The organism is Escherichia sp. WS1368, from assembly GCF_046487485.1.
Taxonomy (GTDB): Bacteria; Pseudomonadota; Gammaproteobacteria; order Enterobacterales; family Enterobacteriaceae; genus Escherichia; species Escherichia coli.
The window spans coordinates 13,436-36,911 of record NZ_JBJQJI010000012.1 but is presented as its reverse complement, the minus strand read 5'-3'; the positions used below and the strand labels follow the sequence as shown (position 1 = coordinate 36,911).

Annotated in this window: 20 protein-coding genes and 2 pseudogenes; 4 read left to right on the top strand and 18 right to left on the bottom strand. The window is 45.1% G+C overall.

The genetic code is table 11. The features are described from left to right. Positions 1–14: 14 nt before the first annotated feature. From ACJHYD_RS18260 to ACJHYD_RS18185, 16 genes and pseudogenes are all read right to left on the bottom strand, one after another. On the bottom strand, positions 15–1,178 hold the full coding sequence (locus tag ACJHYD_RS18260; protein WP_032328845.1) for a DUF4268 domain-containing protein: 1,164 nt from the start codon (positions 1,176–1,178) through the stop codon (positions 15–17). A gap of 9 nt (positions 1,179–1,187) precedes the next feature. After that, positions 1,188–2,519 carry a restriction endonuclease subunit S gene (locus ACJHYD_RS18255; protein WP_032328846.1) on the bottom strand — a complete coding sequence of 444 codons (1,332 nt, stop codon included), beginning with the start codon at positions 2,517–2,519 and terminating at the stop codon, positions 1,188–1,190. After that, on the bottom strand, positions 2,519–4,948 hold the full coding sequence (locus ACJHYD_RS18250; RefSeq protein WP_032328847.1) for a class I SAM-dependent DNA methyltransferase: 2,430 nt from the start codon (positions 4,946–4,948) through the stop codon (positions 2,519–2,521). Before ACJHYD_RS18250 ends, ACJHYD_RS18255 begins: the two co-directional genes overlap by 1 nt. 244 nt (positions 4,949–5,192) lie before the next feature. Continuing rightward, positions 5,193–5,372, bottom strand: a pseudogene (locus ACJHYD_RS18245) (SPFH/Band 7/PHB domain protein); the annotation flags it as partial. 3 nt (positions 5,373–5,375) lie between these two features. Further along, positions 5,376–5,576: a membrane protein gene (locus ACJHYD_RS18240; protein WP_001711109.1), complete on the bottom strand. Its 201-nt coding sequence runs from the start codon at positions 5,574–5,576 to the stop codon at positions 5,376–5,378. 90 nt (positions 5,577–5,666) lie between these two features. Next, positions 5,667–8,006, bottom strand: coding sequence for an LAGLIDADG family homing endonuclease (locus ACJHYD_RS18235; protein WP_032328848.1), 2,340 nt, complete (start codon positions 8,004–8,006; stop codon positions 5,667–5,669). 2 nt (positions 8,007–8,008) lie between these two features. Then, positions 8,009–8,275: a hypothetical protein gene (locus tag ACJHYD_RS18230; protein WP_000920224.1), complete on the bottom strand. Its 267-nt coding sequence runs from the start codon at positions 8,273–8,275 to the stop codon at positions 8,009–8,011. Further along, the gene (locus ACJHYD_RS18225; RefSeq protein WP_032328849.1) at positions 8,275–9,219 is read right to left on the bottom strand and encodes a 5'-3' exonuclease H3TH domain-containing protein; all 945 of its coding nucleotides are present in this window, start codon (positions 9,217–9,219) and stop codon (positions 8,275–8,277) included. The genes ACJHYD_RS18230 and ACJHYD_RS18225 overlap by 1 nt, the downstream gene beginning before the upstream one ends. A 60-nt stretch (positions 9,220–9,279) precedes the next feature. Continuing rightward, a complete protein-coding gene (locus ACJHYD_RS18220) occupies positions 9,280–10,308 on the bottom strand; it encodes a hypothetical protein (protein WP_032328850.1) in 1,029 nt (342 codons plus the stop codon). A gap of 117 nt (positions 10,309–10,425) precedes the next feature. Continuing rightward, the gene (locus ACJHYD_RS18215) at positions 10,426–10,857 is read right to left on the bottom strand and encodes a hypothetical protein (protein ID WP_001404458.1); all 432 of its coding nucleotides are present in this window, start codon (positions 10,855–10,857) and stop codon (positions 10,426–10,428) included. 126 nt (positions 10,858–10,983) lie between these two features. Beyond that, positions 10,984–12,102 (bottom strand): annotated as a pseudogene (locus tag ACJHYD_RS18210) (DNA polymerase III subunit alpha); the annotation flags it as partial. A 47-nt stretch (positions 12,103–12,149) separates the two neighbouring features. Beyond that, on the bottom strand, positions 12,150–12,884 hold the full coding sequence (locus ACJHYD_RS18205; RefSeq protein ID WP_001141258.1) for an HNH endonuclease: 735 nt from the start codon (positions 12,882–12,884) through the stop codon (positions 12,150–12,152). A 48-nt stretch (positions 12,885–12,932) separates the two neighbouring features. After that, the gene (gene dnaE, locus ACJHYD_RS18200) at positions 12,933–15,296 is read right to left on the bottom strand and encodes a DNA polymerase III subunit alpha (protein ID WP_072147172.1); all 2,364 of its coding nucleotides are present in this window, start codon (positions 15,294–15,296) and stop codon (positions 12,933–12,935) included. A gap of 180 nt (positions 15,297–15,476) precedes the next feature. Then, a complete protein-coding gene (locus tag ACJHYD_RS18195) occupies positions 15,477–16,712 on the bottom strand; it encodes an AAA family ATPase (protein WP_032328852.1) in 1,236 nt (411 codons plus the stop codon). A 95-nt stretch (positions 16,713–16,807) separates the two neighbouring features. Further along, complete coding sequence (locus ACJHYD_RS18190) at positions 16,808–18,916, bottom strand: cobaltochelatase CobT-related protein (RefSeq protein WP_032328853.1); 2,109 nt, start codon at positions 18,914–18,916, stop codon at positions 16,808–16,810. A 98-nt stretch (positions 18,917–19,014) separates the two neighbouring features. Next, positions 19,015–19,227, bottom strand: coding sequence for a hypothetical protein (locus tag ACJHYD_RS18185; RefSeq protein ID WP_001098352.1), 213 nt, complete (start codon positions 19,225–19,227; stop codon positions 19,015–19,017). A gap of 251 nt (positions 19,228–19,478) precedes the next feature. Between ACJHYD_RS18185 and ACJHYD_RS18180 the strand changes: the two genes are divergently transcribed. Next, on the top strand, positions 19,479–19,865 hold the full coding sequence (locus ACJHYD_RS18180) for a helix-turn-helix transcriptional regulator (RefSeq protein ID WP_001282577.1): 387 nt from the start codon (positions 19,479–19,481) through the stop codon (positions 19,863–19,865). Here ACJHYD_RS18180 and ACJHYD_RS18175 read toward each other — a convergent pair. Beyond that, complete coding sequence (locus ACJHYD_RS18175; RefSeq protein ID WP_032328854.1) at positions 19,860–20,963, bottom strand: tyrosine-type recombinase/integrase; 1,104 nt, start codon at positions 20,961–20,963, stop codon at positions 19,860–19,862. The genes ACJHYD_RS18180 and ACJHYD_RS18175 overlap by 6 nt on opposite strands. A gap of 250 nt (positions 20,964–21,213) precedes the next feature. On the opposite strand from ACJHYD_RS18175, the gene ACJHYD_RS18170 reads away from it, so the two are divergent. Together ACJHYD_RS18170 and ACJHYD_RS18165 are read left to right on the top strand one after the other, a co-directional pair. Next, positions 21,214–21,750: a hypothetical protein gene (locus ACJHYD_RS18170; RefSeq protein WP_077818713.1), complete on the top strand. Its 537-nt coding sequence runs from the start codon at positions 21,214–21,216 to the stop codon at positions 21,748–21,750. Further along, positions 21,725–21,952: a hypothetical protein gene (locus ACJHYD_RS18165; protein ID WP_032328855.1), complete on the top strand. Its 228-nt coding sequence runs from the start codon at positions 21,725–21,727 to the stop codon at positions 21,950–21,952. Before ACJHYD_RS18170 ends, ACJHYD_RS18165 begins: the two co-directional genes overlap by 26 nt. A 26-nt stretch (positions 21,953–21,978) precedes the next feature. On the opposite strand, the gene ACJHYD_RS18160 is transcribed toward ACJHYD_RS18165, so the two are convergent. After that, positions 21,979–22,224 carry a GrxA family glutaredoxin gene (locus tag ACJHYD_RS18160; RefSeq protein ID WP_032328856.1) on the bottom strand — a complete coding sequence of 82 codons (246 nt, stop codon included), beginning with the start codon at positions 22,222–22,224 and terminating at the stop codon, positions 21,979–21,981. 173 nt (positions 22,225–22,397) lie between these two features. On the opposite strand from ACJHYD_RS18160, the gene ACJHYD_RS18155 reads away from it, so the two are divergent. After that, positions 22,398–23,306, top strand: a complete 909-nt coding sequence (locus ACJHYD_RS18155) for a hypothetical protein (protein WP_001755525.1) — start codon at positions 22,398–22,400, stop codon at positions 23,304–23,306. Positions 23,307–23,476: the final 170 nt, after the last annotated feature.

Below are 23,476 nucleotides of genomic sequence, written 5' to 3'. Positions count from 1 at the left end.
AATTGTAAGTTCCCTTAATCAAAATTCTTCTGTTTCATTGCCTCAGCCGCTTTTTGCAGCGGTCCTTTTAAGGCTTTTTCTAACTTTGTCATCTGCTCTAAGTGCCACGCAACCGCTTGGGGCCAAGTCTCTTTGTTAAACCCGTCAGCTTTGGTCGAAAACTGGATACGGCAAGATTTCTTCTCATCCAGCCTCATCCACTCAAGTTCTGCACCAAAAGTATGCTCAATGTCTTGTTTGGACTGACTCAACAAATCAAAAAGGTATTTATTCTCTTCGGTAACCCCACGGCTGATCCAAAGCTCTACTCGAAGCTCTTTTTGCAGAAATATCAGGTTATACGGACATCCACTTAGCCCTGAGCCTGCTGATAACCAATGATCTTTGCTTGGGCTAATGTTGTTATAGAGTTGGCAAGAGCTTTTCTGAAACGCCTCTAAGGCACGCTCCCAGTACTCGCGACGCACGGTATGGCGGTTTTTTAGTACCACTTCGGTGGTTTTTTCTTCCGCTTCCTTGGCATTAATGCCGATCATCAACTCTTTCGCTTCTGGCGTTGGAATGATCTGGTCAATATTAATCAGTAGCTGTTCACCCAGTGAATAAGGCGTGATTTTGAAGCAGGCAATGCTAATGCCTTGACCCAATAACCACAGCGCGGTGCTGGTCACTTCTTTGCGAAAGTTTGCCGCAACTAACATAATGCGCTGGCTGTTACCCAGGTTGAGCTTTAACTCATCGAGATCGGGCGCATCCAAAAACTCACATATTCTAGCAGAGGCACTTGCAGGGGTATTAAACAAGTCAACCTCTCCTGTTACAGGCTCATAGCGGTCTAAGTACTGCTGGTAAATTTCAACGATTTGCGCTTTGGTTAAACTTGCGCAGTAGGAGGCATATTTAAGCGCCTGCCACACCACATCGCGGCCACTGTCGTCCAGCTTGTTTTCAATAATGACCAAGTTGCCATCTTTATCCAGTGCCAGTAAATCTAAGCGTTCACGGGTGTCATCAAAGCCATCGAACTCTTTTTGAATAATCAGCAGCTCTTCACCCAGTGCGGAAGGCTCGTGTGCCAACCATTCCTGAAGATTTTTGCGCTCAGTAAAGCCCAACTCACTGAATCTCTTCGTCTTAACCGGACTAATCCTGTTGGTCTGATGATTTACCGTGAACATATTCGCTTCCTATTGCTCAACCATTTCTGGGGTGATCTTGATTTTTCCTGTCACGGCGCTGTTGATCAGGGTGGTTTTATATTCTTTAAGCTTTTCGATTTGTATTTTTTGATACTCTATAGCTCGCTCAACATCACCATTTAATCTGTTAATGTACGTAATAATTCCATCTCGTTCATTTTTAGAAGGGGGGAAAGGCACAAAAATGCTATTAAGATTCCCCACTGTAAGCTGATTAATTGTTGATGTAAGAAATGTCCCTGATAACATTTTGAAAACATCACTATTTAGAATGCAAAATAAATACTCATTGTGTTTAGATCTGAATACCGTAGTAAAGGCCCCGAAGCTGTTTCCCTCATCAGCGTCAGATACAAATGCACACTTGCCAATTAGGTCTCGACTTCCATTCCTGGAGCATATCAAAATATCACCTTTTTTAAGCTTTAAGTGCTCAGGAATAAAGCAATTGACATAAACATTTTCCTTTTCACCATACTTAAACTTCCCTTCGTATAAGTTTGATGATCGCGCAACTAGAGTTCCGCCTTTTTCATCACTTAAATCATTTGGCGAATAAGTTAACCCAATGATCGATTTACCAAGATATTTTAACCTCTTAACGTCCCAATGCGCTGGAATCTTACCAATCCAATCCACACCGGAGTCTTTCATTGGCACATTGGGATCAAGCCCTTGGGTCACCGCCTGTTGGATGATGATCTGCTTACGCTCTTTCAGCAGGCTAATTTGCTGCTCTTTGATCGAAATCGCTTCGTCGATTAGAGCGGTTTTCTTGTCGAGAAAATTTGCAATTAGGGACTGCTCTTCTTCTGAAGGCAGGACAAAAGGAATCACCTTCATCCGTGCTTTTGAAAGGTCCCACTGACCAATCCTTACACCATCTGATGCACTACCAAAAAACGATACATATAACTTACTGCGTATCGCCCAATTGAAAAACTCAGGATTTATTGCCTTTGTAAAATCAAAAATAAAATACGCAGGACTTACAATTCCAGTGAACTTTGATACACCGTAAGAACCCTGCCACGCTTTCATTTTATTCATTCCAAATTGACCTTTCTCAAGCTTTTTATAGCCGCTAAGATCATCTGGTATAAAATTGTGATTTGACTCTTGATTATCCACGTCTCTCTCGATAACACCTTGTTCGCGTGTTATCGAAAGTAGTGGCAATTCAGGGCAGTTTTTGACCGACACCGGAGATAGGCACGAGCCTAACTTAACCAAGTCCCAATGCTCTGGAATCTCGCCAATCCACTCATAACCAGAGTCACTATATTGATCATACTTTAGCGTTGAGGTAATGCTTTCCATTAGGCTTCTCCCTGAACTTCCGCCACTTTCACGCCTAATATTTGTGCAATCAAACCATCAGCCTTCTGCTCTAGATTGATAATGTCAGTTGCTACTTCTTCAAGACTACGTAATGGCTTATGCAGATAGAAATACTTATTGAAGCTGATTTCATAGCCAATTTTTACCGTATCTAGGTTTATCCATGCTTCATCGACATGAGGCTTCACTTCATCTAGGAAGTACTGGTAAATGCTTTGCTTTAATGGAACAGATTCTGTATCTCGCAGGTCTGAATTGGTCTCGTAAGTGATATACTCGCCTTTTTTACCGCCTTCTGCTGAAGGAACGGGGTAATAACCAAAATCTGGCAAGTCAGCGACTTCACACTCATAGCGCTCCAGCAGGTCGTTTAATTTATCACCCGTTAATTTAACTACCTTTTTAACCACTTTCTTGGCGGTTTCGTCATACCAGCTCACCGCGTGAAGAATGGCATTTTTCTCAGGTGCTGAAAGCTTAATAGCATGGGCTTTTAGCGATTTATCAACTTGGGTTTTAAAGCTATTGAAGTCATCAAATTCAATGCTACCGATGTCAGCCATCAGCGTTTGTGCAGTTTCAAGCAATGCTTTTAGCGCCAGCCAGTGTTTCACATCAAGCAGTTTGGCCTTAGCCTTAGCATTGAGACTGATGTCGTTATCTTCACACCAAGAAAGAATGTCTTTCTCGATGGATTTTAAGAAGCTCTTTTTCTGATCTGACCCGTAGCCAGTTTTTTCGTAAACACGTTCGCCGTGCTCTGCGTACACGTACTCCATCACTTCACTAAGTTGCTTATCAAAACGCAGTGGGGCTATGGCATCTTGAGTAAACTTGGCTTTGCGGCGATCTGGGCGCTCGATAGTGACTTTGTAGTAGCCAAAATCGTCATTGCTGAATACCTTACTGGCGATGCCAACAGGATCATTGTTTGCATCCAGTGCTCTTTCAACATCCTTACACGCGAGGTAAGTATCGGTAATTTCCGTGATGTGCTCAGGCGCAAATTCGCAGTTTTTGTTACCTAAGTTCTTGCGCAACTTACGGTAGAGCAAGCTGGCATCAATTAATTGCACCTTACCTTTACGCGCCTCAGGTTTATTGTTGCTCAACACCCAAATGTAAGTGGTAATGCCAGTGTTATAGAACAGGTTATTAGGTAACTGAACGATGGCATCTAGCATGTCGTTTTCAATGATGAAGCGACGAATATTACTTTCACCACCGCCCGCATCTCCGGTAAAGAGCGATGAGCCGTTATGAACAGAGGCAATCCGGCTGCCTAATGGACTTACGCTCGGATCTTTCATCTTGTTGACCATCTCCATTAAGAAAAGCAGCTGGCCATCACTCGAACGTGGCGTGGCATCCACCACTTCGAGATTTCCCCAATAGTCTTTCAGGCTAACCTTAAAACGCGGGTCAATCACATCACTGCCGTCTTTAATGTACTTCTGTTCAGACGCCCAACTCTTACCGTATGGCGGGTTAGACAACATAAAGTCAAAGCGTGAAGCCGCAAACTCGTCGGTAGACAAGGTTGAGCCTACCTTGATGTTCTCAGGGTTGTTACCTTTGATCATCATGTCCGATTTACAAATCGCGTAGGTCTCGTCATTGATCTCTTTGCCGTAAAGGTAAATATCTCGGCTGTCGTTCGGGTATTTCTCTTCAATGAAGTTTTGAGATTCAGTGAGCATACCACCGCTACCACACGCAGGGTCGTAAACGGTCATGGTCAATGGTAGCTGCTCTTTCACTGGGTCAAAAACCAAGTGTGTCATCAGCTCAATCACTTCCCTAGGTGTAAAGTGCTCACCGGCTTCTTCGTTATTCTCCTCGTTGAACTTACGGATCAACTCTTCGAACACGTACCCCATACCCAGGTTAGTAAGGGCTGGCATCTTGTTGCCATCTGGGTCTTCGATCGTTTCATGAGTTAAGTTGATGTAAGGGGAAACAAACTTTTCGACGACATCAAGAAGGACTTGCTTTGAGGCCATGTGACGAATTTGCAACTTGAGGTTAAAGCATTCAATGATTTCTTTAACATTATCGCTAAAGCCAAGCAGGTACTCTTCAAAGTTGGCGAGTAATATCTGTTGGTTATTCGTTGCGGTGTTGAACAGGGATTTCAGGGTCCATTTAGATGTATTGTAAAAAACATAACCACTAGCCGCCTTCAATGGTTCATCATCAAGCTCCGTGGCTTGCATCTCTTCTTTTTGGAACTTGACCTCTTCAAGCACGGCTTCTTTGGTGGGTTCAAGTAACGTATCTAAACGTCGTAATACCACCATAGGTAAAATCACATCGCGGTACTTACCGCGAACGTACACATCACGTAAACAGTCGTCGGCAATGTTCCATATAAATGAGATGAGCTTGTTATGTACACTATGATCCATTTTCTTTTCCTGTTCAGTGTTGGTTGCACCCCACAAAGTTGCTGCAACGGCTTCACTATAAATTTAAAATTCTGTTCTTTCTGTAACGCCTAAATGGCCTCTACATCGTTCGATTAACTTGTTCTACCCGGCGCTAGATTTAAGTTTATGACACCATAAAGTGAATCGCCACAGGTTTAATAGACTGAATCGCCACAGGTTTAACAGACACCTCAGAGTCATTTAAGATGACTTAAAGAGAGGTGTACAGCTCGGTATTCAGACCAGTCCACTGACGGCCAACGCCGACAACTTCACCGATACCTTTGTCTTCACCCAATTTGTTTACTTTGATGCCAACGTACCCAGGCTCAACACGATCGCAGCCTGTAAGACCCATTGTGCAAACAGCAGCCACGATCACTGCCAGTAAACCTTTCTTCATTACTTACTTCCCCTTCGAATTAATTAGTGACTTCAGAAAGTTACGACCAACATTAAAGCCGATAACAGGAGCGCCAAAAGCAACAATGATTCCAAGCATTACGGCAATATCGCTTTTAGCCGAGATCAGCGACGGAACCAGCAAACAGTAGATGAAAACTACAGATATACCTGTAGCCACTGCCATCAGATAGAGTTTGATCATGTGTTTTCCTATGTGGCTATTGTGTGTAGATGGTGAGTAAGTGTTTATATATTTTCAAGGTATAAAGGCGTCCATTCGGACGCCTGAAAATTAATCTTCTAATTCATCTGTCGGTGATGTCTTCTCGCGCCTGTCATCTATTGCCTGTAACGCAGCAATGATTTCAGCTAATGGCTTCTCCCGGTACATCTCGACGATCTGTGATTTGGTGTATTTCTTCTCGCCAATTTCCACACGCCCGCTGGCGCTCTTGGGCAGGTATCCTTCCTCCAGCATGTATTCAACCAGAGACTCGACGACGTCCAGCCCGCGAGTCGGGTCGAAGTAGAATTTCCATGAGCATTTGCCAAACGGAGGCGCGACTTTGTTTTTAATGCACTCGGCGCCAACGTCCTGTCCGATCTTCTCTTTGCCATCCTTCATGACGGATGCACCCAGACGGATGCGCACCGACGCGTAGAACTTCGGAGAGTCGCCACCCGGAGACGTAGTCGGATCGCCAAACATCACACCAATTTTGGTACGCACCTGGTTCAAGAAGATGATGCACGCGTTGTACTTACGCGCCCAAAGCGCCAGAGTAGGGAAGTTCGCACTTGTCGCGCGCGCCAGCGCCGTGTTGTCGTTCATGTTCAGCTGATCTTTGTCTTTCGCAGTGCCTTCTGCCATCTTGTCGAACTTCTCAGCCTTCGAGTTCGGAACCATCGACGCCAGAGAGTCGGCTACGATGCAGATAGGGGCTGTTTCCGGAATAAGCTCTTCGTCGCGCACCAGCTTGAGGATTGTGCCGATCAGCTCTACGGAGTCTTCGAAGGTATCCGGCTGTTTGTAGACCCACTGACCGTCATCCTCATCTGCGTTCAGGCCATTGGCTACAGCCAGGCCAACGTCAAAACTGTTTTCATGATCGAGGAATACCGCCAGACCATCTTGTTTTTGAGCGGAGATCATCGCTGCTGTTGCAAGGAATGTGTTGTGGCTGATAATCCCGTTAGACCAGAAAGAGTGTGTTTCCGGCATCGCTACGTCGAACGTTGGTGCTTCACCTTCCTCAATAGCCACGACTTCGTCGTAGAACAAGTTAGAGCCAATTACCGCTGCCAGTTGTGCAAACAGATGCTCGTTAAAACGATTCTTTCTGCCAATGAAGGAGACATAGATTTCTCGCAGTTTGTCTATTCCGACACGATCGCCGCGGCCAATAACGTGGTCTACCAGAGCGTAGTCTTCACGGGTGGTCTTGGTGAGCGACTCGTAGAGTGATTTCACTAAGCCGCTGATGTGCGGAACATAGCCTGAGTAAGTGCGGTCAAAACCAATGTCCCGTTTGGTTGCCACTGATAAACGTGCCGGAGATTCGAAACCAATCGTTGACAGAAAAAGGTCGTAATTAGAGCCACTGAATGACAGCCGGTAATATGTATTTTCATAACCCGCGACGTGTTTTTCAGAGATAGTTGACGTAATCCCCAGATTCAGGAGCATGAGGCGAATTTGCTGTAGCAGCAGCCCACTCGCGCTCACAACCTCAATGCAGCGACCATCATTGACGTGGCATTCCAGCTCAAAGTAGCCGCGAAGGAATGCAATTTGAGCCTCGCTATTGGCGCGACGCACACTCAACGGAACCTGCTTGCCAGCAGCTTTCTCATACTCCAGACCATATTCTTTAAAAAGCAGCGAACGCACCTCTTTGCTAAACAGCACATGGTCTTCCGAGCCGTTATGTTTTCTCGTAACTGGCATCTTGTCTGATACCAGCGAAATGAGGCGGTAGTACTCATCCTTGATGAAAGGATCTGTGTTAGAAAAATTCACTGAATTTTCAGAGGCGACGTATCCGTCAGCAATTAAATAGCCCATCAGTTTTGCGATATTGGCATCCAGGTGCTGATCGCCGAATTGATGTGTGCCAACCATTGAAGGAATCGTGTCGCCTACACTGATTTTTTCAGCATGTCGCCAGACGACATTACCTAAGTCGTCAACCACACGGATTGGGTGACGGAACGTAGCCTCGATATAACCGCCTGATGCCAGCTTAATACGCTTGAATTTGCGACGGTTGTTCCATGTCAGGTGTGAGGTCTTCTCTATCACGCCATTTTCATTGATGAGTCCAACGTTATGCTCTACATCGCGAGTAGTGCATGTCGCTTTGTACCCTTCAATCTCAAACAACTCTTTCACTGTTACCATTCCACGCTCCGTCAGCAGCATGGTGTCTGCGGTAACACATTTCCCTGCACTTGGAGGACCGAATACTTCGACGATACGACCACATGGGAAGCCGCCATCGTAACGACCAGAAATAGCTTTGTTTAACGGTGGAAAGCCTGTATCAATCCAATGAGTTACTTTCTGAATTTCGTCGTTGCTACCGATTTTCTTTTTCAGAGCAAGTGCCAGTGCGGATTTTCCTTTTGCCATGATCAGGCTCCTTTTGTTTCGTTGATTCGTTTTAAAGCGGCGGATTCATCGAATACAATCGCATCGTGGTTAAGGAGTCTGGATACACGAGCGAGGATTTTTACGACCTGCTCGCTGACTAATCCAAACTCGCGATCTGTCGCTTTCATTCCGGCAGCGCCTAGAATTGACGGCAGTGCGATGACAGCGTACTCACCGTGATAAAAGACAATCTCTTTTGCCAGTTGGGCAGGGGTGGTTGTAGCGCCATTAATAATTGATTTAAGCATTAGCAATACCTTTCGAATGGAAGAACATACACTTCAAGGTCTTCAAGGAACGAACGGAAATTCAGCTCGTAGCACAGTTGCTCGAATGCTTTCACGTCACGATTGCCTTTGATTGTTTCGATTTCGGTAGGCGGAAACTTCGTCTCAATCAGGTTCATTAGCGTGATGTTTCTCTTGAACGCTTCGAGCATTCGACAGCCTGTTTTCTCGTTGAAGGCATTCTTCGCTAGTTTGTTGAAGGCGGTCTTATGGCGTCCTTTGTCAACCACGATTGAGCCGTCGTTGATGCCGCGTACCATCGTTGCGACACTTCCCCATTCATGCAGCAGCTCTTTCGCACCGCCAGCACCAATGCCACCAACACCGCTAATGTTGTCCGATTTATCGCCTTGTAATGCTTTTGCTTCCAAAAATGCGCGAGGAGTAGCGAATCCTGTCAGCTCCGCAAATTGCTCAAAATTAACCTGCTTGTTTTTGGCGTCTTCACGCAGGCTTACCCAGCTTACGTTTTCACGAACTAACTGAAGCCAGTCGCTATCGCCTGTTAACAGATAGATGTGTTCAACGGTTGGCTGCGGTGCCATGCGGGATACCAGCAGCCCGGCCAGATCATCCGCTTCTGCATCTTTTGCAATGAGTTGGGTAACTCCAAGCGCGGTCATCATTTTGAGGATGTATGGCTTCTGGATAGCAAAGCCTTCCTTCATCTTTTTCATATCAGGATCGTCGTCGCGATTTGCTTTGTAGTCCGGGTAAAAGTCGCGACGCTTGTCACTAAATCCATCCCAAAGAATCATAGGTCGGGCATGGAGGATGGAGGCATAACGACGGACGTTCTTAACAAAGCCGAAAGCAGCCTGTACTTCCATTTCGCCGTTGTGCAATTTGTCAGATTGTTGGTGGTAATAACCCAGGCTATTGCCATCTACGAAGAGATAATTCACCGGTACATTCCTTCCAAAAAGTAAGGCGTCCGTAGACGCCTTACTGGTCACGTAATGGGATTACAGAGAGTCCAGCTCTCTCAGTAGGTCATCCAGACCTTCATCTTCCGTCGCAGATGCGGCTGCTACAGATGTCGTTGCGACTGCTTCAGACTCTTTGACTGATACTGCAACGGCAGCGGGACTTGCTTCTGGTTTAAATTCAGTTTCAACGGCACGGAGGATTTCTTCATCAACCAGACTGGTTGGTTCAGAAGCTGGGGTATGAGCGGTAGCTACAGCAGTCGCACCCTCCGTATGACCAGTGACAGAGCCAAATCCAGGTAGTGCCGCAGCCGATGTTTTCGCGGTTGAGGAAATTGCTGGTGCAGATGCTGCGGCAGTTGGTGCAGCGATGCCAATCAGACGACCCATAGTGCGAACTGTCGACAGAAGACGAGTTTCATCAGCCTGATTTGCGTATGCGATCAGATCATGCTGGGTATTCCAGAATTTATCTTCGATATCGCCTTTGTAGACTTTACGCTTAGGCGAGACGTCATATTTGGTATCGCGACCAGAGCCAGTACGTTTAATCAGGAATGCGTAGCCTTCCTCTTTGCTCAGTGGATTGCCGATATCATCAGCGATGTCTTCGGTGATTGCTTTGCAGATATCATCGAATACAGTAGACGGCAGCTCGATTAACTGGCATTTCTCAGCATCTGCGAAATCCTCACGAGCAGAAAGAATGCCGTTGACCAGGTAGCGAGGAGTGGCACGCATTTGACCGATGCGTTCTTCCATTGCTTTGTTACCCTTGTGACGAGCGCGACCTTCCATCACCATTTCGCATAGCTGACAAGCGCGACCGTGAGTATGTTGCTCACAAATATAAGCGTTGGTTGCTTCTTTACCTTCCTCGTTCTGATACTTAACGTAGTGCATACCGAAAGTCTGGAAGAACTTACCGTTTGGGTCGTCTTTATTCGGGAAGATGCGGATATAGTTGACGCCGTCTTTTAAGCGAGTCAGATCAACGTTGTTACCACGTTTGGCGGCAATGTCTTCACGAGTTTTGTTAAGCAAATCAAGTAATGTCTTAGACATGTGTTTCTCCTTGTTGTGATTTGGCCGATGGCGCTATGCGCGTTGGGCTTTCGTTCATTCGTGGCTCTTTCGAGCTGTTAAATGATAGATCAGTACTTACTTATTATCTATCAAAAATCAACGGGGAGTAATAAAGCGTTCAGAGCCTAATCGCTCTAATTCAACGATGGCCATCTTTGACGCCTGAACGATCATGTCTCGGCGATGCGAAAAGGCGGCGACAGCATGTTTGTATATGTCTGCGATGTGCCGTGCTTCATCCAACTTCTGCCTTTTAGACAGATACTGTGGGTTTGTTTTAACCTTAGCGTCCAGTACAGATTCGTTGAACTTAATGCCGTTCATACTCAAGTTCTTACGCTCTGTGTCGTATAGCTTTGCTTCAACAGCTTCAAGGTTAAGTTTTGCCTCTGCGACACTTCTTTCTGCATGAGCGAGTTTTGAGCCATACTCCATTAAAAGGCGGGGTTGTCTACGCCAGACTTCCTCCAGATTGTCTCGGTCAAACTCGAGATCAGACATTATTTTCTCGTAAATATCGGCGATCATGCACATTTCCTTATCACTTATCATTTTGTATTGATTATATCATTGTAATGATGAGGCAATGAGCTTGAAGATAGGGGGGGTGAGGGGATAAGGGAAAACATGGCCTTTATGGCCATGTTTATTGGATCACGTCTTAATAGTTTCTGCTACGTCGGCTAATATCGCTTCTAGTCGTTCTCCCTCTTCAGGTCTGAAGTAAAGAATGTTGGGGTTAAACCCGTAAAAGACAGTAACGTCAAGGTCTGGAAGATACTCCTTCCTGCCGACCAAATCGGATGGCTTGTTTTTGTTGTTAAACAATGAAGTTGCCCGGCTGCCACACGTCAGCACATAGGTCGGACGCACCAGATTGATCTCTTCACGCATAAAGTCGGTGAACTGGCCGATCTCGTCTTTGGTGTAGTCTTTTTCTTTGTCTTTAACCTTCTTGCAAACACCTGTGACATAGAGATCGCCCATGCGTAAATCTCCAGCCGTCAATAGCTTGGCCTTAAAGTCGTCGTATCCGTTCTCCATAAAGTAACCGGTTCGAGCATCATTGCCGTTCGCATTGTCCAGAATGATCATGATTTTCGGCTTAATACCAATGCTGGGGCGGATTAGTTCATCACCTAAGCCCATTTCAGCCGCCATCCGCGTCATGAGTACGTTAATTTCAGCCGAACGTTTGGGGTTCATCTCAAACGGACGTGAGGCTTTAACTGCGTCTATGACAAGGTTTCCCATCAATTCAGCCTGGTCGCGTAGGCGCTCTGGATCAGTTGCTGGCAGACTGCCTGGCTCGATGGATGCAAACGCCCCTACTTTTTGCAGCGATTCGCGCACTCGACTATTACAGGCACGTTTCTCGACAGCTTCTTCGAATTGCGCCAGTGACTCGAATTTGCCGCCAACTTTTTCTCGCGCTCTCATGATGGCTTGGCAGCCATTCTCAGAACACCCCTTCACAGCAGAGAAGGGCGCATACAGCACCTGGCTGCCATCTTCAAGCGTGCGGATCTCGATTCGGTTAGATGACACGTTAACGTCTGGTGGCAATACGCGAATGCCATAGGTCAGCGCATCTTTAACCAGCCCCTGGTGTTTATCTTCGCCAAGAATAGTGAGAGCAGCAGCGAAAAACTCTGCGGGATAATGAGTTTTCAACCACATAGATTGATAACTGATTAAGGAGTAAGCAACAGAGTGTGATTTGTTGAAGGCATACGCGCCGGATTTCTCAAACATATTCCAGATTTCTTCGGCTCGTTCGTGCGTCAGGCCATTGCTCTCTTCGACAACACCGGTAATTTTCATGCAGTCACCTCATCAATCTTCACGAACTCATACCCATTGGAGGCCAGCCAGTTCCGTTGGCGCTCCCAGCTCCATATCTCTTCACGCATTTCACTATGCAGGCGAATGTGGGCGTCTTCTGGAAGTGCTACAAGATTCCCAGGGGCGTTATCTATCGTATCGCGGTTAATATGGTGGACATGTTCATCGTCACGTAGCTCCCGACCGAGACGTTCTTTCGCTATCAATCGATGAACGTATTCGTATTGCGAAACGCCATTGTTACCAACCAGCTGCATCATGTAGCCGTTGGTTTTTACGATGATGCCACCTTTGTAGTTGTTCGCTTCTTCTCCGATCTTTCCGCGTTTGGCAGCCGCCAGCTTTTCCTTCGTCTCCGCGCGGATTGTTCTGCCGGTTAGCTTTTTCGAAACGGTGGCCACTCGCTCATCGATATCAGCACGCAGACCGGCATTCCACGAGGTTTTCCCATACATAGGGTTGCCAGTGCCAGTCCGGGCTTCGGAGAGACGCTTCATACGTTCGTCATTATTTTTGTTTTTGCCACGATTCCAGGCTGGGGTAGCGGAGATCCGCGCGCTTCCGCGCCTGATCCCCCATTTGGCTAATAAGCGGTCAATATTTGCCTTGCTGCAACCAGCTTCGGCGGCAATGTCTTCTTTTCTCATCAGGTCAACCATGTAACGCTGACGTAACCATTCTTCTGTGATTTTGTACTTCGTACTCGGCATTTCTAAGACTCACTAAACAAATTGTTTTCTTATCTTATAAATTAATTCTCAAATATCGAAGCTCGTTATGTCGGCATTTATTGCCATTGCTTCGGCATAAGTGCGACGCTCACCATCAGCACAAAGTAGGCGTGCTGCTTTATGGATTTTTCTCGTAGAACCATCATCCAGTGACACTGTCACCCAGCCTTCCTCCGCTCGCTTAATGAAGTCGCCGCCAATGGATTTCATTTTCTCCATATCTTTTTTCCCGATCGCTTTCCTGACCGAGTCTGCTTCCGCCATTGAGAACCCCGCCAAGATTCGCGTAGCAGCCATGATCTGTTCCTGATAAATCAGAACTCCGTTTGTGTCGCGAGAGATGTCGTCCAGCATTGGGTGTAAGGAATGTGGGGCCATGAAGCCTTTGGCCACGGACACATAATCGTCCAACATGCCGGATTGAATCGGGCCAGGTCGGAAGAGCGCAGTTGTAGCGACGACCGTTTTAAAGCTCATTGGCTCAATTCCACCACCTAAATCTTTAAGCAGCTTGCGCATTGGGCCTGATTCAAGCTGGAATACGCCCTGTGTATACCCTGCAGCAAAACCATCCAGCACCTTGCGATCTTCAAGAGAAATGGCATCAAGATTGATATCTTCACCTGTGTTCTCTTTTATGTAGCGTTTTGCACTATCGAGCAAATCGAGAGTTGCCAGGCCAAGCACGTCCAGCTTAATTAGGCCCATAGCCTCGCAGTAACGCTTGTCAAATGCGATACAACGCGCGTCACCACGGCGTTCAACCGGTGTACGTTCTGTCAGAGGAACACCTGCTACGATCATCCCTGCCGCATGTCTACCAAAGCCACGCATAAGGCTTTGTAACTTGCAGGCTGCATTGAATGCATCAGGATATTTTGTTGCGTATTTGTCGAGACTTGCCAGTTGTTCGCGCAGCTCTTCCAATGGAAGGCTATCATCCTCGACGTTCTTCAGTTCTTTTGATACCGCCATATCTGCGGACTCCACACCATAAATACGAGCGGTGTCACGTAGTGCAGAGGCTGCGCCCAGGTAGGTGAAGTTCGGAATGCCTGCAACGTAATCTTCGCCGTAGCGTTCATTCAGATACTCGATCACCTCATGGCGACGTGCCTGGCTGAAGTCCAAGTCCGCATCCGGCAAGTCGAGACGCTCAGGGTTGATGAAACGCTCAAACAGAAGACCGTGACGGATTGGGTCGACGTTGGTTATGCCTATGCACCACGCCACCAGAGAACCGGCAGAGGAACCACGACCAGGCCCGACAGGAATGCCAGTTTCACGGCTGTGATTCATCAGATCGCGTACCATCAGGAAGTAACCACAAAATCCCAGGCGAGTAAGCGTGTCCATTTCGTACTTAAGTCGCTCAACATAAACCCTGTTCTCAGAAGCAGGTGGTGTGTATCCAAACTCTTTTGTGGTAAGACGTTTACGCAGCCCTGCAACAGCCAGTTTCATCAGCGTTGCAGGTTCGTCGTCTGCCATCTTGGGCAGTGCTGGTGGCAATTCATGCCAGCGCCATGTGCAGGCATCGATAATGGAGTCCTGCGTTGTTGAGGCCATTGCAGCTGTTACCGGCACATCCATGCGAACGGAGAAGGCTTTAAGCGCCTCAAGGAGATGGCGACGACCATTGATGGCGTTATCTCGCTGGTGGGGGATACGCAGACGATGCGGCTGGTCGATTTTTATGTTGTTCGTAACCATGTGCGCAATGTCTTTAATGTCTGCATCGTCGATCGATTCGTAATAAGCGGGATAGAACGCTACTGGCTCTATTTTCAGTGCGCTGGCGACTTTCATCGCCCGGACGTTAATCTGGTCGTAGAATGGGGTAGGGTGCGGATAAACCACACTATAGAAGTTGTCTTTTCCACCCGCTGTAATCAGTGTGCTTATGATTTTTGCAAAATCGTTGCGTTGGAACACGCTACCGATGTCGGAAGTAAGCAGGATGATGTTGCCTTTGGCATATGTAGAAACCAACTGTTCGAGCGAGAGACGCGGTACAAAGTAGAACTGTTCTCGTGTGTTGGCCGCCGTCATTAGTTCGCAGATGTCGCGATATCCTTTCTCATTTTTAATTAGAGCGGTAAACGAGTAGTTACGTCCTCGCTCTAATGATTCCATACATCTCATAGATTCTTTAGCAAGTTTAGCCCGGTGCTCGTATGTGGGATCATCAACAATGTTTAGTTTCACACCACAAATAACCGCCATGTCGTCACCAGCGGCACGTTGTAGTGGAATAACGCTCGCAATATTCATGCTATCTGCTGAAATTACAGCGGTGTAGCCAGCTTCTCTGGCAATCTTCACCGCGTTTTCTGCTTTTAGAGCCGACTCCCCAAGTGAGAAGTCAGTTCGAACCATCAGTGCCTTCATGTGTTTTTACCTTTCTGGTTTTTTTGATTTTGTCATTGGGGAAGCCTACGAACTTCCCATGCATCGAAATCGCAACTTCTTTTGCTGATTGGTGACAATCGGGCTTGTCTGGACACACCAGACAAGCCTTACCTGTTTCAGAAGCAGCGATAAGAGAGCCGAAACATCCTTTACGCACGATTAACCAAATATTTTTTGAACAACTTCACGAGCCGCTTGTGCAGAAGCTGAAGGGAGTTTGTTAATGAAAGAACGCTCAATACCTGTCACAAAGTCGCCTCGCATCATTCCAATCTTGGCTGACAACAAAAGTTCACGAGGGCCAATTGGCTGACTAATAAGGTGTTCTTCGTATCCATCGCGAACGATACCGGCAAACTTAACCATCTTTTCAGCGTATTCATCCACGATGCCTGCATTTGTCAACATGTTGATCTCTGCGTCTTTGCTCATGTATTTCACATTCGAAACGATGCCAAAACGCGAAAAGTTCGCGGCGTTCTGGATGTTTGTACCCTGGTACAAGCCGGTTTCATCACCAGATCCGTTCGTGTTGCCAGTGCCAATGAAAGCAAACCGTTCATGCGGAGTAATGCGACGCCATTCTGGAGTTGCCTCTTTGATGACCAACGCTTCACCTTCCAGCACTGGCTGATACACGCCAAGAATTTGTGGAAACGCAAAGTCGTATTCATCCGCGAGGTAAACCCAGCCATGCTTCATTGCGAGCGCAAGCAAGCCAGGTTCGAAATACGTAGAGCCATCACGCGCCAGAATTTGCCCCGTAACATGTGCCTCTTCCATTGATGCTGTATGTTGGGCACGGATCAACGGACGATTGAGCAAAGCACATAGCTGTGTAGGCAATGACGATTTGCCTGTTCCTGCATGACCCCACAAATAGCCAGGTATGCCAAGTTCAAGCATCATGAAAATATCTTTGATCAGTTCGAAGTCGCCATATACGTAGCCCTTCTTCACTTCTGGAACGAACTCTGGATACGGCGTATTGACGTTGACGCTAACCATGAGCGGCGTCCCACGTTTTGTTCCGAGTTCTTCCACCGTTACGTTTAGCAGTTCGTGAGCTGCGACCAGATCTGTCTTGTACTCAACTGTGCCTGTGTAGCCAGGGCTACTGGTCAAGACAGAAGATTTGGCCATTTCGCTTTTTTGCTCGGCACGTTTAGCTTGAATTGCATCAAGTGCCTTTTTCGATAGCGTTGGTTCATCTGGAAACTGCGTTGTGTACATTTTCAGTACGGTGTCAGGATCGGCATCTTTTACTGACTCAGGAATGCCCTCGCAATTACCATTGGCTACATGGGACTTAAAATAGTGAAATGATTTGCCGCACCACTTGCAAACAAGGTAATCAGAAGGATTTTTTTCATTTTGCAGTGCAGTAGTCGTCATGCGTTTTTCCTTTGTTCTCTAATGAGCGTTCAACTTCTTATATAAATATATCATTATATATCGTAAGTGGTTACTTATCGTTAAGGCTGTTTTGTTCACTTTAAAATGATACGAGATAGTTCAGTAACTACAGATGAACCAAGACTATCAACGCTCGTTACCAGGGCATGATTTGAGTAAAATCTCTCCGGTGCGTCAGTCATGATGCCAATTGCCATCAAATCAATATCAGTCTGCGTTTCAATTTGCTTCGCAACTGAACGCAAATGAGCGTCAAAACCTCTCCCAACAGCCCACGGCGCGCCATCACTCAGAACAAGCATGATCTTCCTGTCCTCCATGCGACCGGAAAATAACGATGCAAGGCTGGCTATGCTTTCACCATCCACGTTATTAAGAAGTGGGAATGTGTAGCCTACGCACCCCATACGTGAGCGAACTTCGCGAGAATTTACCTTTTCATTCCAATTTTTGATGATAGGTAGCATTAAAGATTCAAAGCGAGAGAACTCATACTTGACAGCCTTAAGTTCTCCTGCCGCCATATGACTACCAAATGTAGTGAAGCCGGTGATAATGTTGGGAACATTTATTCGATCAAGGGCATCGGCGATGGTATATGCACTTGCAAGAGCCAGTTTAATCGTTATACCACTCATTGAACCTGATAAATCAATCACTTGTTGAACACAGGCGTTAACGGCTTTAGATTCTTCTTTTTTACGAAACACGCGAGCATCATTCATTGCTAATCTGTAGATACTAGAACCATGAATGCGCCCCCGACGCTGGCCCGGTATAAACTGAACTCTGTTTCTGCTTGCTATTGCTCGCTCCAGGTCTTTTGCCAGCGTCGACGAAACACCTGACGAAAGATGCTTTTCAATATATTTGTCGAAGAGCTGGTTGCCTTCAGGAACGATGCGATAGCGGCTGATTGGATATCCTCCCAAATCAATATCGGAGAATGTTTTAATAAGCCGTTTGATATGGGCTTCTGCCTGATCAATCGAGCCGATGAAGTCGTATGAGCGATTGTATGGCCTGTATTCGCTTTTCGAGCTTTCTGTTAACTCGCTTTTAATCGTTTCGGATAGAGCATCTTCTGTCATGCCTCCGACTTCATCTTCTATGCTATCCAGCTCCTCTAAAGCCTCTTCCAGACTCATTTTTGACGGAGTTGGGATATCTGAAGAGCCATCTTCTGTCGTTTTTCTTTTTTCGTGGTCAGCGGTTAATGATTCTGACGCCGCGTTATCAGAAGCATCAGAATCTGATACCTCTTTATCATTTTCTGTATCATCGAATATTGTTTCTGATGATTCAGAATTATCTGAATCATCACTGTCGCTATTATCATGTTTGTACTTACTATGTGATTCTGATTTGATAGATTTGTGATTATCTAACACTGAGGGTGTCTCATGATCTTCGTTGTCTTCATTGTTTTCTCCAGAGGCATCCGTCTGGTCAGCGTCTGAAGGATCGGAAGTTTTTCCCGGAGCTGACTCCTTACCTTTGCTTTCACTTTCAGTGTCTTTGAGGATCTTAGCTATGGTCGCAGCCACCTTTACACAATCCTCGGTGCAAGACATGTTACGCACGGCCACATCGATACCATGTTCTTTTAATAATGAAATTGGTTTCTCAATGACAGGCCAATGTTCATCCATGAAATCTACGAACGGTGCTTGGCCATCCCAGGCTCTTACAACCGGACAGAGAAAGAAGTTTAGAAAAAGCGCGCGCTGATCTTTGCCACAATAAGCAATAGCCTCTGAAGCCTTTGGTTTAAAGACTTTTTCGATTATAAGGCGCTGAGTTGCCATCAGATTACGTCTTGTTCCGTTAAAGACCTGACCCATTTTTCGCTCGATGAACACGTCTTCTAAGGCATTCCATAGCGACCAGGAAGGAACGCGTCCTTTTTCTCTCATTTTGTTGGACACACGAATATCGGTAAACAAAATGTGAGCAACCTCATGATCGAGAAATCCGCGCACAGCATTCATCAATGCCGGTGTTGCGTTATCCGGGATTGATGGGATGTTTACGAAAATTGGCTCTCCATCATCGTTATAGCGTACATAAGCGTCGTCCCCTCGTTCTGCAACAGGGATGTTTTTACCTGAAAGGAGAGCGACTACTCGTTTTACACTGTCACGGAAGTCCTGAACCTCTTTGATGGAACGTTTTTTAGACATGGCTAATCCTTTGTTATGAAAACAAATTATTTACTAGTGTGTTTAATGTAGCACTGCGCGAACAGGGAACTAAGCCATTCGCGCAGGGAGAAGAGGGGTTAACAGATTCTGACGGCTAAAGACCCGGAGCCGATATTGAGAAGCGTGAAGCGTTTGTTGTTAAGTTCGAATATAAAGCCAGTTGTGTCATTCACACCAACCTGAATCTGCTCATTCGGTAGATCGGTGAGGATGTCAGCTACACACTCATCAGCTAATTTCTGTACGTGTCCGATCTCAAGAGCGATTAGGCTGGAAATAGTGGTGTTCATTCAATCAATCCATTCTAACTTATACTATGGTAAGGAATACTACTAAAATTTATATCAATACTGAATACATTCATATCATATGCAAGTTAATTTTCTTACCTGTTTTGGGCTAATTTTTCTCCGTGCAATGGCCTTTAACCGGTCTTTTAAGTGCCTATCGAAAAAAATGATAATAGCTTTACAACCCTAACCTTTGATGTAATATCGGTAAGCACTTACCAGAGAGAATTGAACGCGCAAAGGTTGTAACAATGTCTGACAACAAGATTGAATTTATAGAAAGTCGCTATGCTGCTTTTATCGCAGGGCTGATTGAATCCTCACCTATGAGTCAGGCCCAAATAGCCAGACTTATTGGTTATAAAAATGCCAACAACCTTTCTTTAATTAAAAGTGGCAAAATTCCTTTGCCTATCGATAAGGTTCGTCCGTTGGCGCTGGCGCTGGGTATTGAGCCAAGTCGTCTTATGATGATGGTGCTGGAAGAACGCCAACCTGAACTCGCAGCATTTTTATACAAAGAAGGCACCGCTCCTCTTAACGAGGACGAAAAACAGGTTCTTGCTGCATATAACGAGCGATTCGGTAAAGAGAAAGGCGCATCACAAAAGGTTGTTGAGGCCATAAAGTCTCTATGAAAAATTTACACGAATAAGCTCTGTTGATAGACGATCTCCCTTGAATTTGTGGTCAATTTCGTCTAAATCCGGTTGCTCTACGATTGATGCGATGTACGTCGAGAAACTTTCTAAGGCGTCTCGCATCTCGTCCATATAATCGTGCCGGTCGTAGACTCGATCTATCCCCTCAAGACTGTGGTTCATGATTTTGCGTGATACCTCCTGGCTTATGCCTAATGCTGGGAAGTAACTACGCGCAGTGCGGCGCAAGTCTCGGGGTGTAAATGGCTCAAGCTCCATCAGTTCTGGTCGTTCCAGAATACGACGTAATGCCTGGGCTATTGCCACTTTAGACATAGGAAGGTCTTTCCCGATTTTTTTATTCGAAGGCACGAGCCACTGGCTGCCTTTACCGTATTCGAACAACTCTTCAATGCATGTGCGCATTAATGAGCTTAAAGGCAGAGAATGCTCACGGGCAGATTTGTTCCTCTTGCCTTGATTCCAAACCCCACGCTTAAGATTGAACTCACTTTTTTTAGCCCGCAGTACTTCGTCAGGTCGTCTTGCGGATACAAGACATAGCCTGGCCGCCCATTTTGTACCAGCACACACATTGAAGTAGTCCCATATATTCCAGAACACCCATACCTCTGCGTCGGTTAGCTTCCGCTCGCGAGGTGTGGGCTTTGCGCCACCGGCAACTTTGTTAAGTGACATATCGTTTAACGGTGACACGTCGATCATCCCCTGGAAGGCGCACCAGCTGAGGAACTGCTTCATCAGAGAGAAAACGCGGCGACCCATAACAATTTTGCCATCCAGTATTAGTGGGTTGACCAGTTGGTTCACCATGAACCTATTAATATCACTTACTTTTACATCGGCAATGTGCGGCAAAACATGTATCAAAATACAATGAACAGCGATCTCTGGCCGACGTCTTGTTATCAGCAGAGATAAGCGAGTGAATAACATGAATGCGTCCGAGAATCTCATGTCATTGCTGACCTGGGAGATCATAACGGCCTGCATTTGAGATGCTCTTTCGAGATACTCAATCGCCTCTTTTGAGGTGTTCTCCGCAGCGCGTGCTCTGTCAAAGCTATTTTTCATATGACAATCACCGAGTTACGCCGATGCACTGTATAAGTAAACAGTATATTAGGCATAGATTCTTATAGGATCAAGAGTAAAAGTAACTCATTTTCAGTAATGATTCCATACATAGTAGGTATGGAATCATTGTAGGCCTTTTTTATAAAATCTGTGATTCTTCTCAGGATAAATTATCTAAACTAAAAATTGTGTTTTGTGTTGGCATCTGCTTGAATAGACGCATGTTTATTCAGATATGGAATAATCAGTGAACAACCAAATTCATTGGGACTACCCATTCTCAGAAGAATTCGGCAGTGGGATGGTACACAGACAATTCACTGTGGGAAGCACTATTTATGCCGTTGGGTTTGAACAAATATTGACGATGGATGATTTCACACGTAAGGGAGTTGATATCCTAAATGTACATCCAACATTCCGGTTTCCTCTGAGTGGTGTATGGGGAGTGATTTTTGACGAAATTGACCCTGTAGAAATGGATTTCAAAGGATTTCGGCATATCCAACATCAAGGCTTGGCAGGTGGTCAAGTGCTTTTGAATGTTGCAAGTATAATCTTTGACCATTATACTGTTTGTAACGCAGGAGCTTATGTCTTCTCCGCCGCAGACGACCATCAGCATTTACGCAGAACTGACTTGGTAGACATTTACTGTAAGATACTAGGTCTAAATGGAAAACGTAAAAGTAGATTGTTCGCCAATGGTTTTCCTGGATGGGAGGCATACTGTGATGTACCAACAGGAGGAAGAGGCTATGTCGTCACGACTGAAAGTTATTAATTATTACCCCACCTCTGCAGAACGTTTGAGCCTTGAAATGGGCGAAAGACTACAGAAAGCTGCTGGTCAGGATTTAAAGAACAAGTTGGGTTCAGGGGAAATTAAACTGATTAACGGTAAATATGTAGGTGAAAGCCTGAAAGTTAATAGCACCTCTATGCTAAAAGCGCGGTTGCGTAAAGCGTATATCTCCGCTAAATGAAAAGGCCTATATGGGCCTTTTCATTTTTATAGTGTACTCACCAGCGCCGCAAATTCCGTATACCCCCCAATATGCTCTCCATGTATGAATATCTGAGGTATGGTATCCACTGGTTTACCAACCTGGTTGCTCAACGTTTCTTTGTTGATCCCCGCAGATGTAATATCTATATACTCATAATCACCGTAGCCATGTCCCTTTAGTTGCTTCGCCAACTCGACCGCACGTTTGCAGTATGAGCAGTTATCTCGTCCGTAGATAGTGATCGTCATAACTTAACAAATACCTTTATAAATATTGATTCGAACATATCAGACTATACTACAAACAGATTTTTTTGATAAGTATGTAGTAACTTATTGATTGACTAGTAAACAATTGAAGTGATTACGACAATAGATTACAGTAAGGATTGCCTTGAAATGTACATTTTATAGAGGTTTTAATGATTGGTAAGTTGTCTGATTCTTTGATTGAAAATAAATACAACGAATTTAGAGAAGAAATATCTTTACTTTTTGACTATTTAAATCAGATAAATGATACAACAAAGAAAAATATAAAACGTCTTCTTAAAGAAGTGGAGTATGCACAAAATCCAGATACTATTATTAATATTAATGAAACTATTAAGATTAAGTGTGGCACAACGTTAGCTCGCCATTTATGTTCAAACCCATATACAGGTTCAACATTAGAGATAGGTAACAGCGCCATTGATTTAGAAGAAAAGATAAGATTGTGTAATACTTTGAAAAATAAACAATATCAGTGGGTTATTACTGAAGCCTATGAGTTACTGGAAGACTATATTGAGGCAATATATGTCTATACTGTATGTGTTCGAAATGATTTATGGTCCTCAAGTGATTTTGGTAAGGTTGAAGATGATGAAATTGGGAAAAGGGAAGTTTATTACAGATTATTAAAAGCAAAAAGTAACCCATCGAAAAAAATAACTAAAATTTTCAGAAATAAAATACCTGGCTTCAAAGAGATAGAAACAAACAACAAGATTGGCAAAAACTATCGCTTTAACATCAAGCTAATTGAACTACTAAGACATACAATAGTACACAATAGTGGACGATTCAATGATACAGAAAAATTTATAAATAAGGTTTTAGATGAATCTGAAATAAACGGTAAGAAAAGAGTTATTGGAGAAAGAGCTGTTAGAAGTTACATTACTAAAGTGCAAGAAGATGATATTGTGATGCTCTTAGAAAGACCATCTGAAATTTTAGGTTCTTTTGGTGGGTATTTTAACAGAGCAAAATTTTTACTAAGTGATATTTTAGAATACTCACTAATCATTAAAGAAGAACTAAAATCATATCTAGGCAATCATTAACAAAAAAGGGGCCGAAGCCCCTTTGGATTTTGCGCTTAAAAAAGTGTTGCTAGGATGTTAGCAAGCTATGGTTAAGAACGTCTGCCGTAATTGTCTATCACAGCGTTGAGCGGTCTGGTTTATGTTAGCGGAGTCTTAATCGAGTTGATTAAAAGGCCAAACCGCTCAAC

Excerpts from the sequence above, each read along its gene's own strand:
- ACJHYD_RS18260 (WP_032328845.1), bottom strand. The coding sequence starts at position 1,178 with ATGTTCACGGTAAATCATCAGACCAACAGGATTAGTCCGGTTAAGACG.
- ACJHYD_RS18255 (WP_032328846.1), bottom strand. The coding sequence starts at position 2,519 with ATGGAAAGCATTACCTCAACGCTAAAGTATGATCAATATAGTGACTCT.
- ACJHYD_RS18250 (WP_032328847.1), bottom strand. The coding sequence starts at position 4,948 with ATGGATCATAGTGTACATAACAAGCTCATCTCATTTATATGGAACATT.
- ACJHYD_RS18240 (WP_001711109.1), bottom strand. The coding sequence starts at position 5,576 with ATGATCAAACTCTATCTGATGGCAGTGGCTACAGGTATATCTGTAGTT.
- ACJHYD_RS18235 (WP_032328848.1), bottom strand. The coding sequence starts at position 8,006 with ATGGCAAAAGGAAAATCCGCACTGGCACTTGCTCTGAAAAAGAAAATC.
- ACJHYD_RS18230 (WP_000920224.1), bottom strand. The coding sequence starts at position 8,275 with ATGCTTAAATCAATTATTAATGGCGCTACAACCACCCCTGCCCAACTG.
- ACJHYD_RS18220 (WP_032328850.1), bottom strand. The coding sequence starts at position 10,308 with ATGTCTAAGACATTACTTGATTTGCTTAACAAAACTCGTGAAGACATT.
- ACJHYD_RS18215 (WP_001404458.1), bottom strand. The coding sequence starts at position 10,857 with ATGATCGCCGATATTTACGAGAAAATAATGTCTGATCTCGAGTTTGAC.
- ACJHYD_RS18205 (WP_001141258.1), bottom strand. The coding sequence starts at position 12,884 with ATGCCGAGTACGAAGTACAAAATCACAGAAGAATGGTTACGTCAGCGT.
- dnaE (WP_072147172.1), bottom strand. The coding sequence starts at position 15,296 with ATGAAGGCACTGATGGTTCGAACTGACTTCTCACTTGGGGAGTCGGCT.
- ACJHYD_RS18195 (WP_032328852.1), bottom strand. The coding sequence starts at position 16,712 with ATGACGACTACTGCACTGCAAAATGAAAAAAATCCTTCTGATTACCTT.
- ACJHYD_RS18190 (WP_032328853.1), bottom strand. The coding sequence starts at position 18,916 with ATGTCTAAAAAACGTTCCATCAAAGAGGTTCAGGACTTCCGTGACAGT.
- ACJHYD_RS18185 (WP_001098352.1), bottom strand. The coding sequence starts at position 19,227 with ATGAACACCACTATTTCCAGCCTAATCGCTCTTGAGATCGGACACGTA.
- ACJHYD_RS18180 (WP_001282577.1), top strand. The coding sequence starts at position 19,479 with ATGTCTGACAACAAGATTGAATTTATAGAAAGTCGCTATGCTGCTTTT.
- ACJHYD_RS18175 (WP_032328854.1), bottom strand. The coding sequence starts at position 20,963 with ATGAAAAATAGCTTTGACAGAGCACGCGCTGCGGAGAACACCTCAAAA.
- ACJHYD_RS18165 (WP_032328855.1), top strand. The coding sequence starts at position 21,725 with ATGTCGTCACGACTGAAAGTTATTAATTATTACCCCACCTCTGCAGAA.
- ACJHYD_RS18160 (WP_032328856.1), bottom strand. The coding sequence starts at position 22,224 with ATGACGATCACTATCTACGGACGAGATAACTGCTCATACTGCAAACGT.
- ACJHYD_RS18155 (WP_001755525.1), top strand. The coding sequence starts at position 22,398 with ATGATTGGTAAGTTGTCTGATTCTTTGATTGAAAATAAATACAACGAA.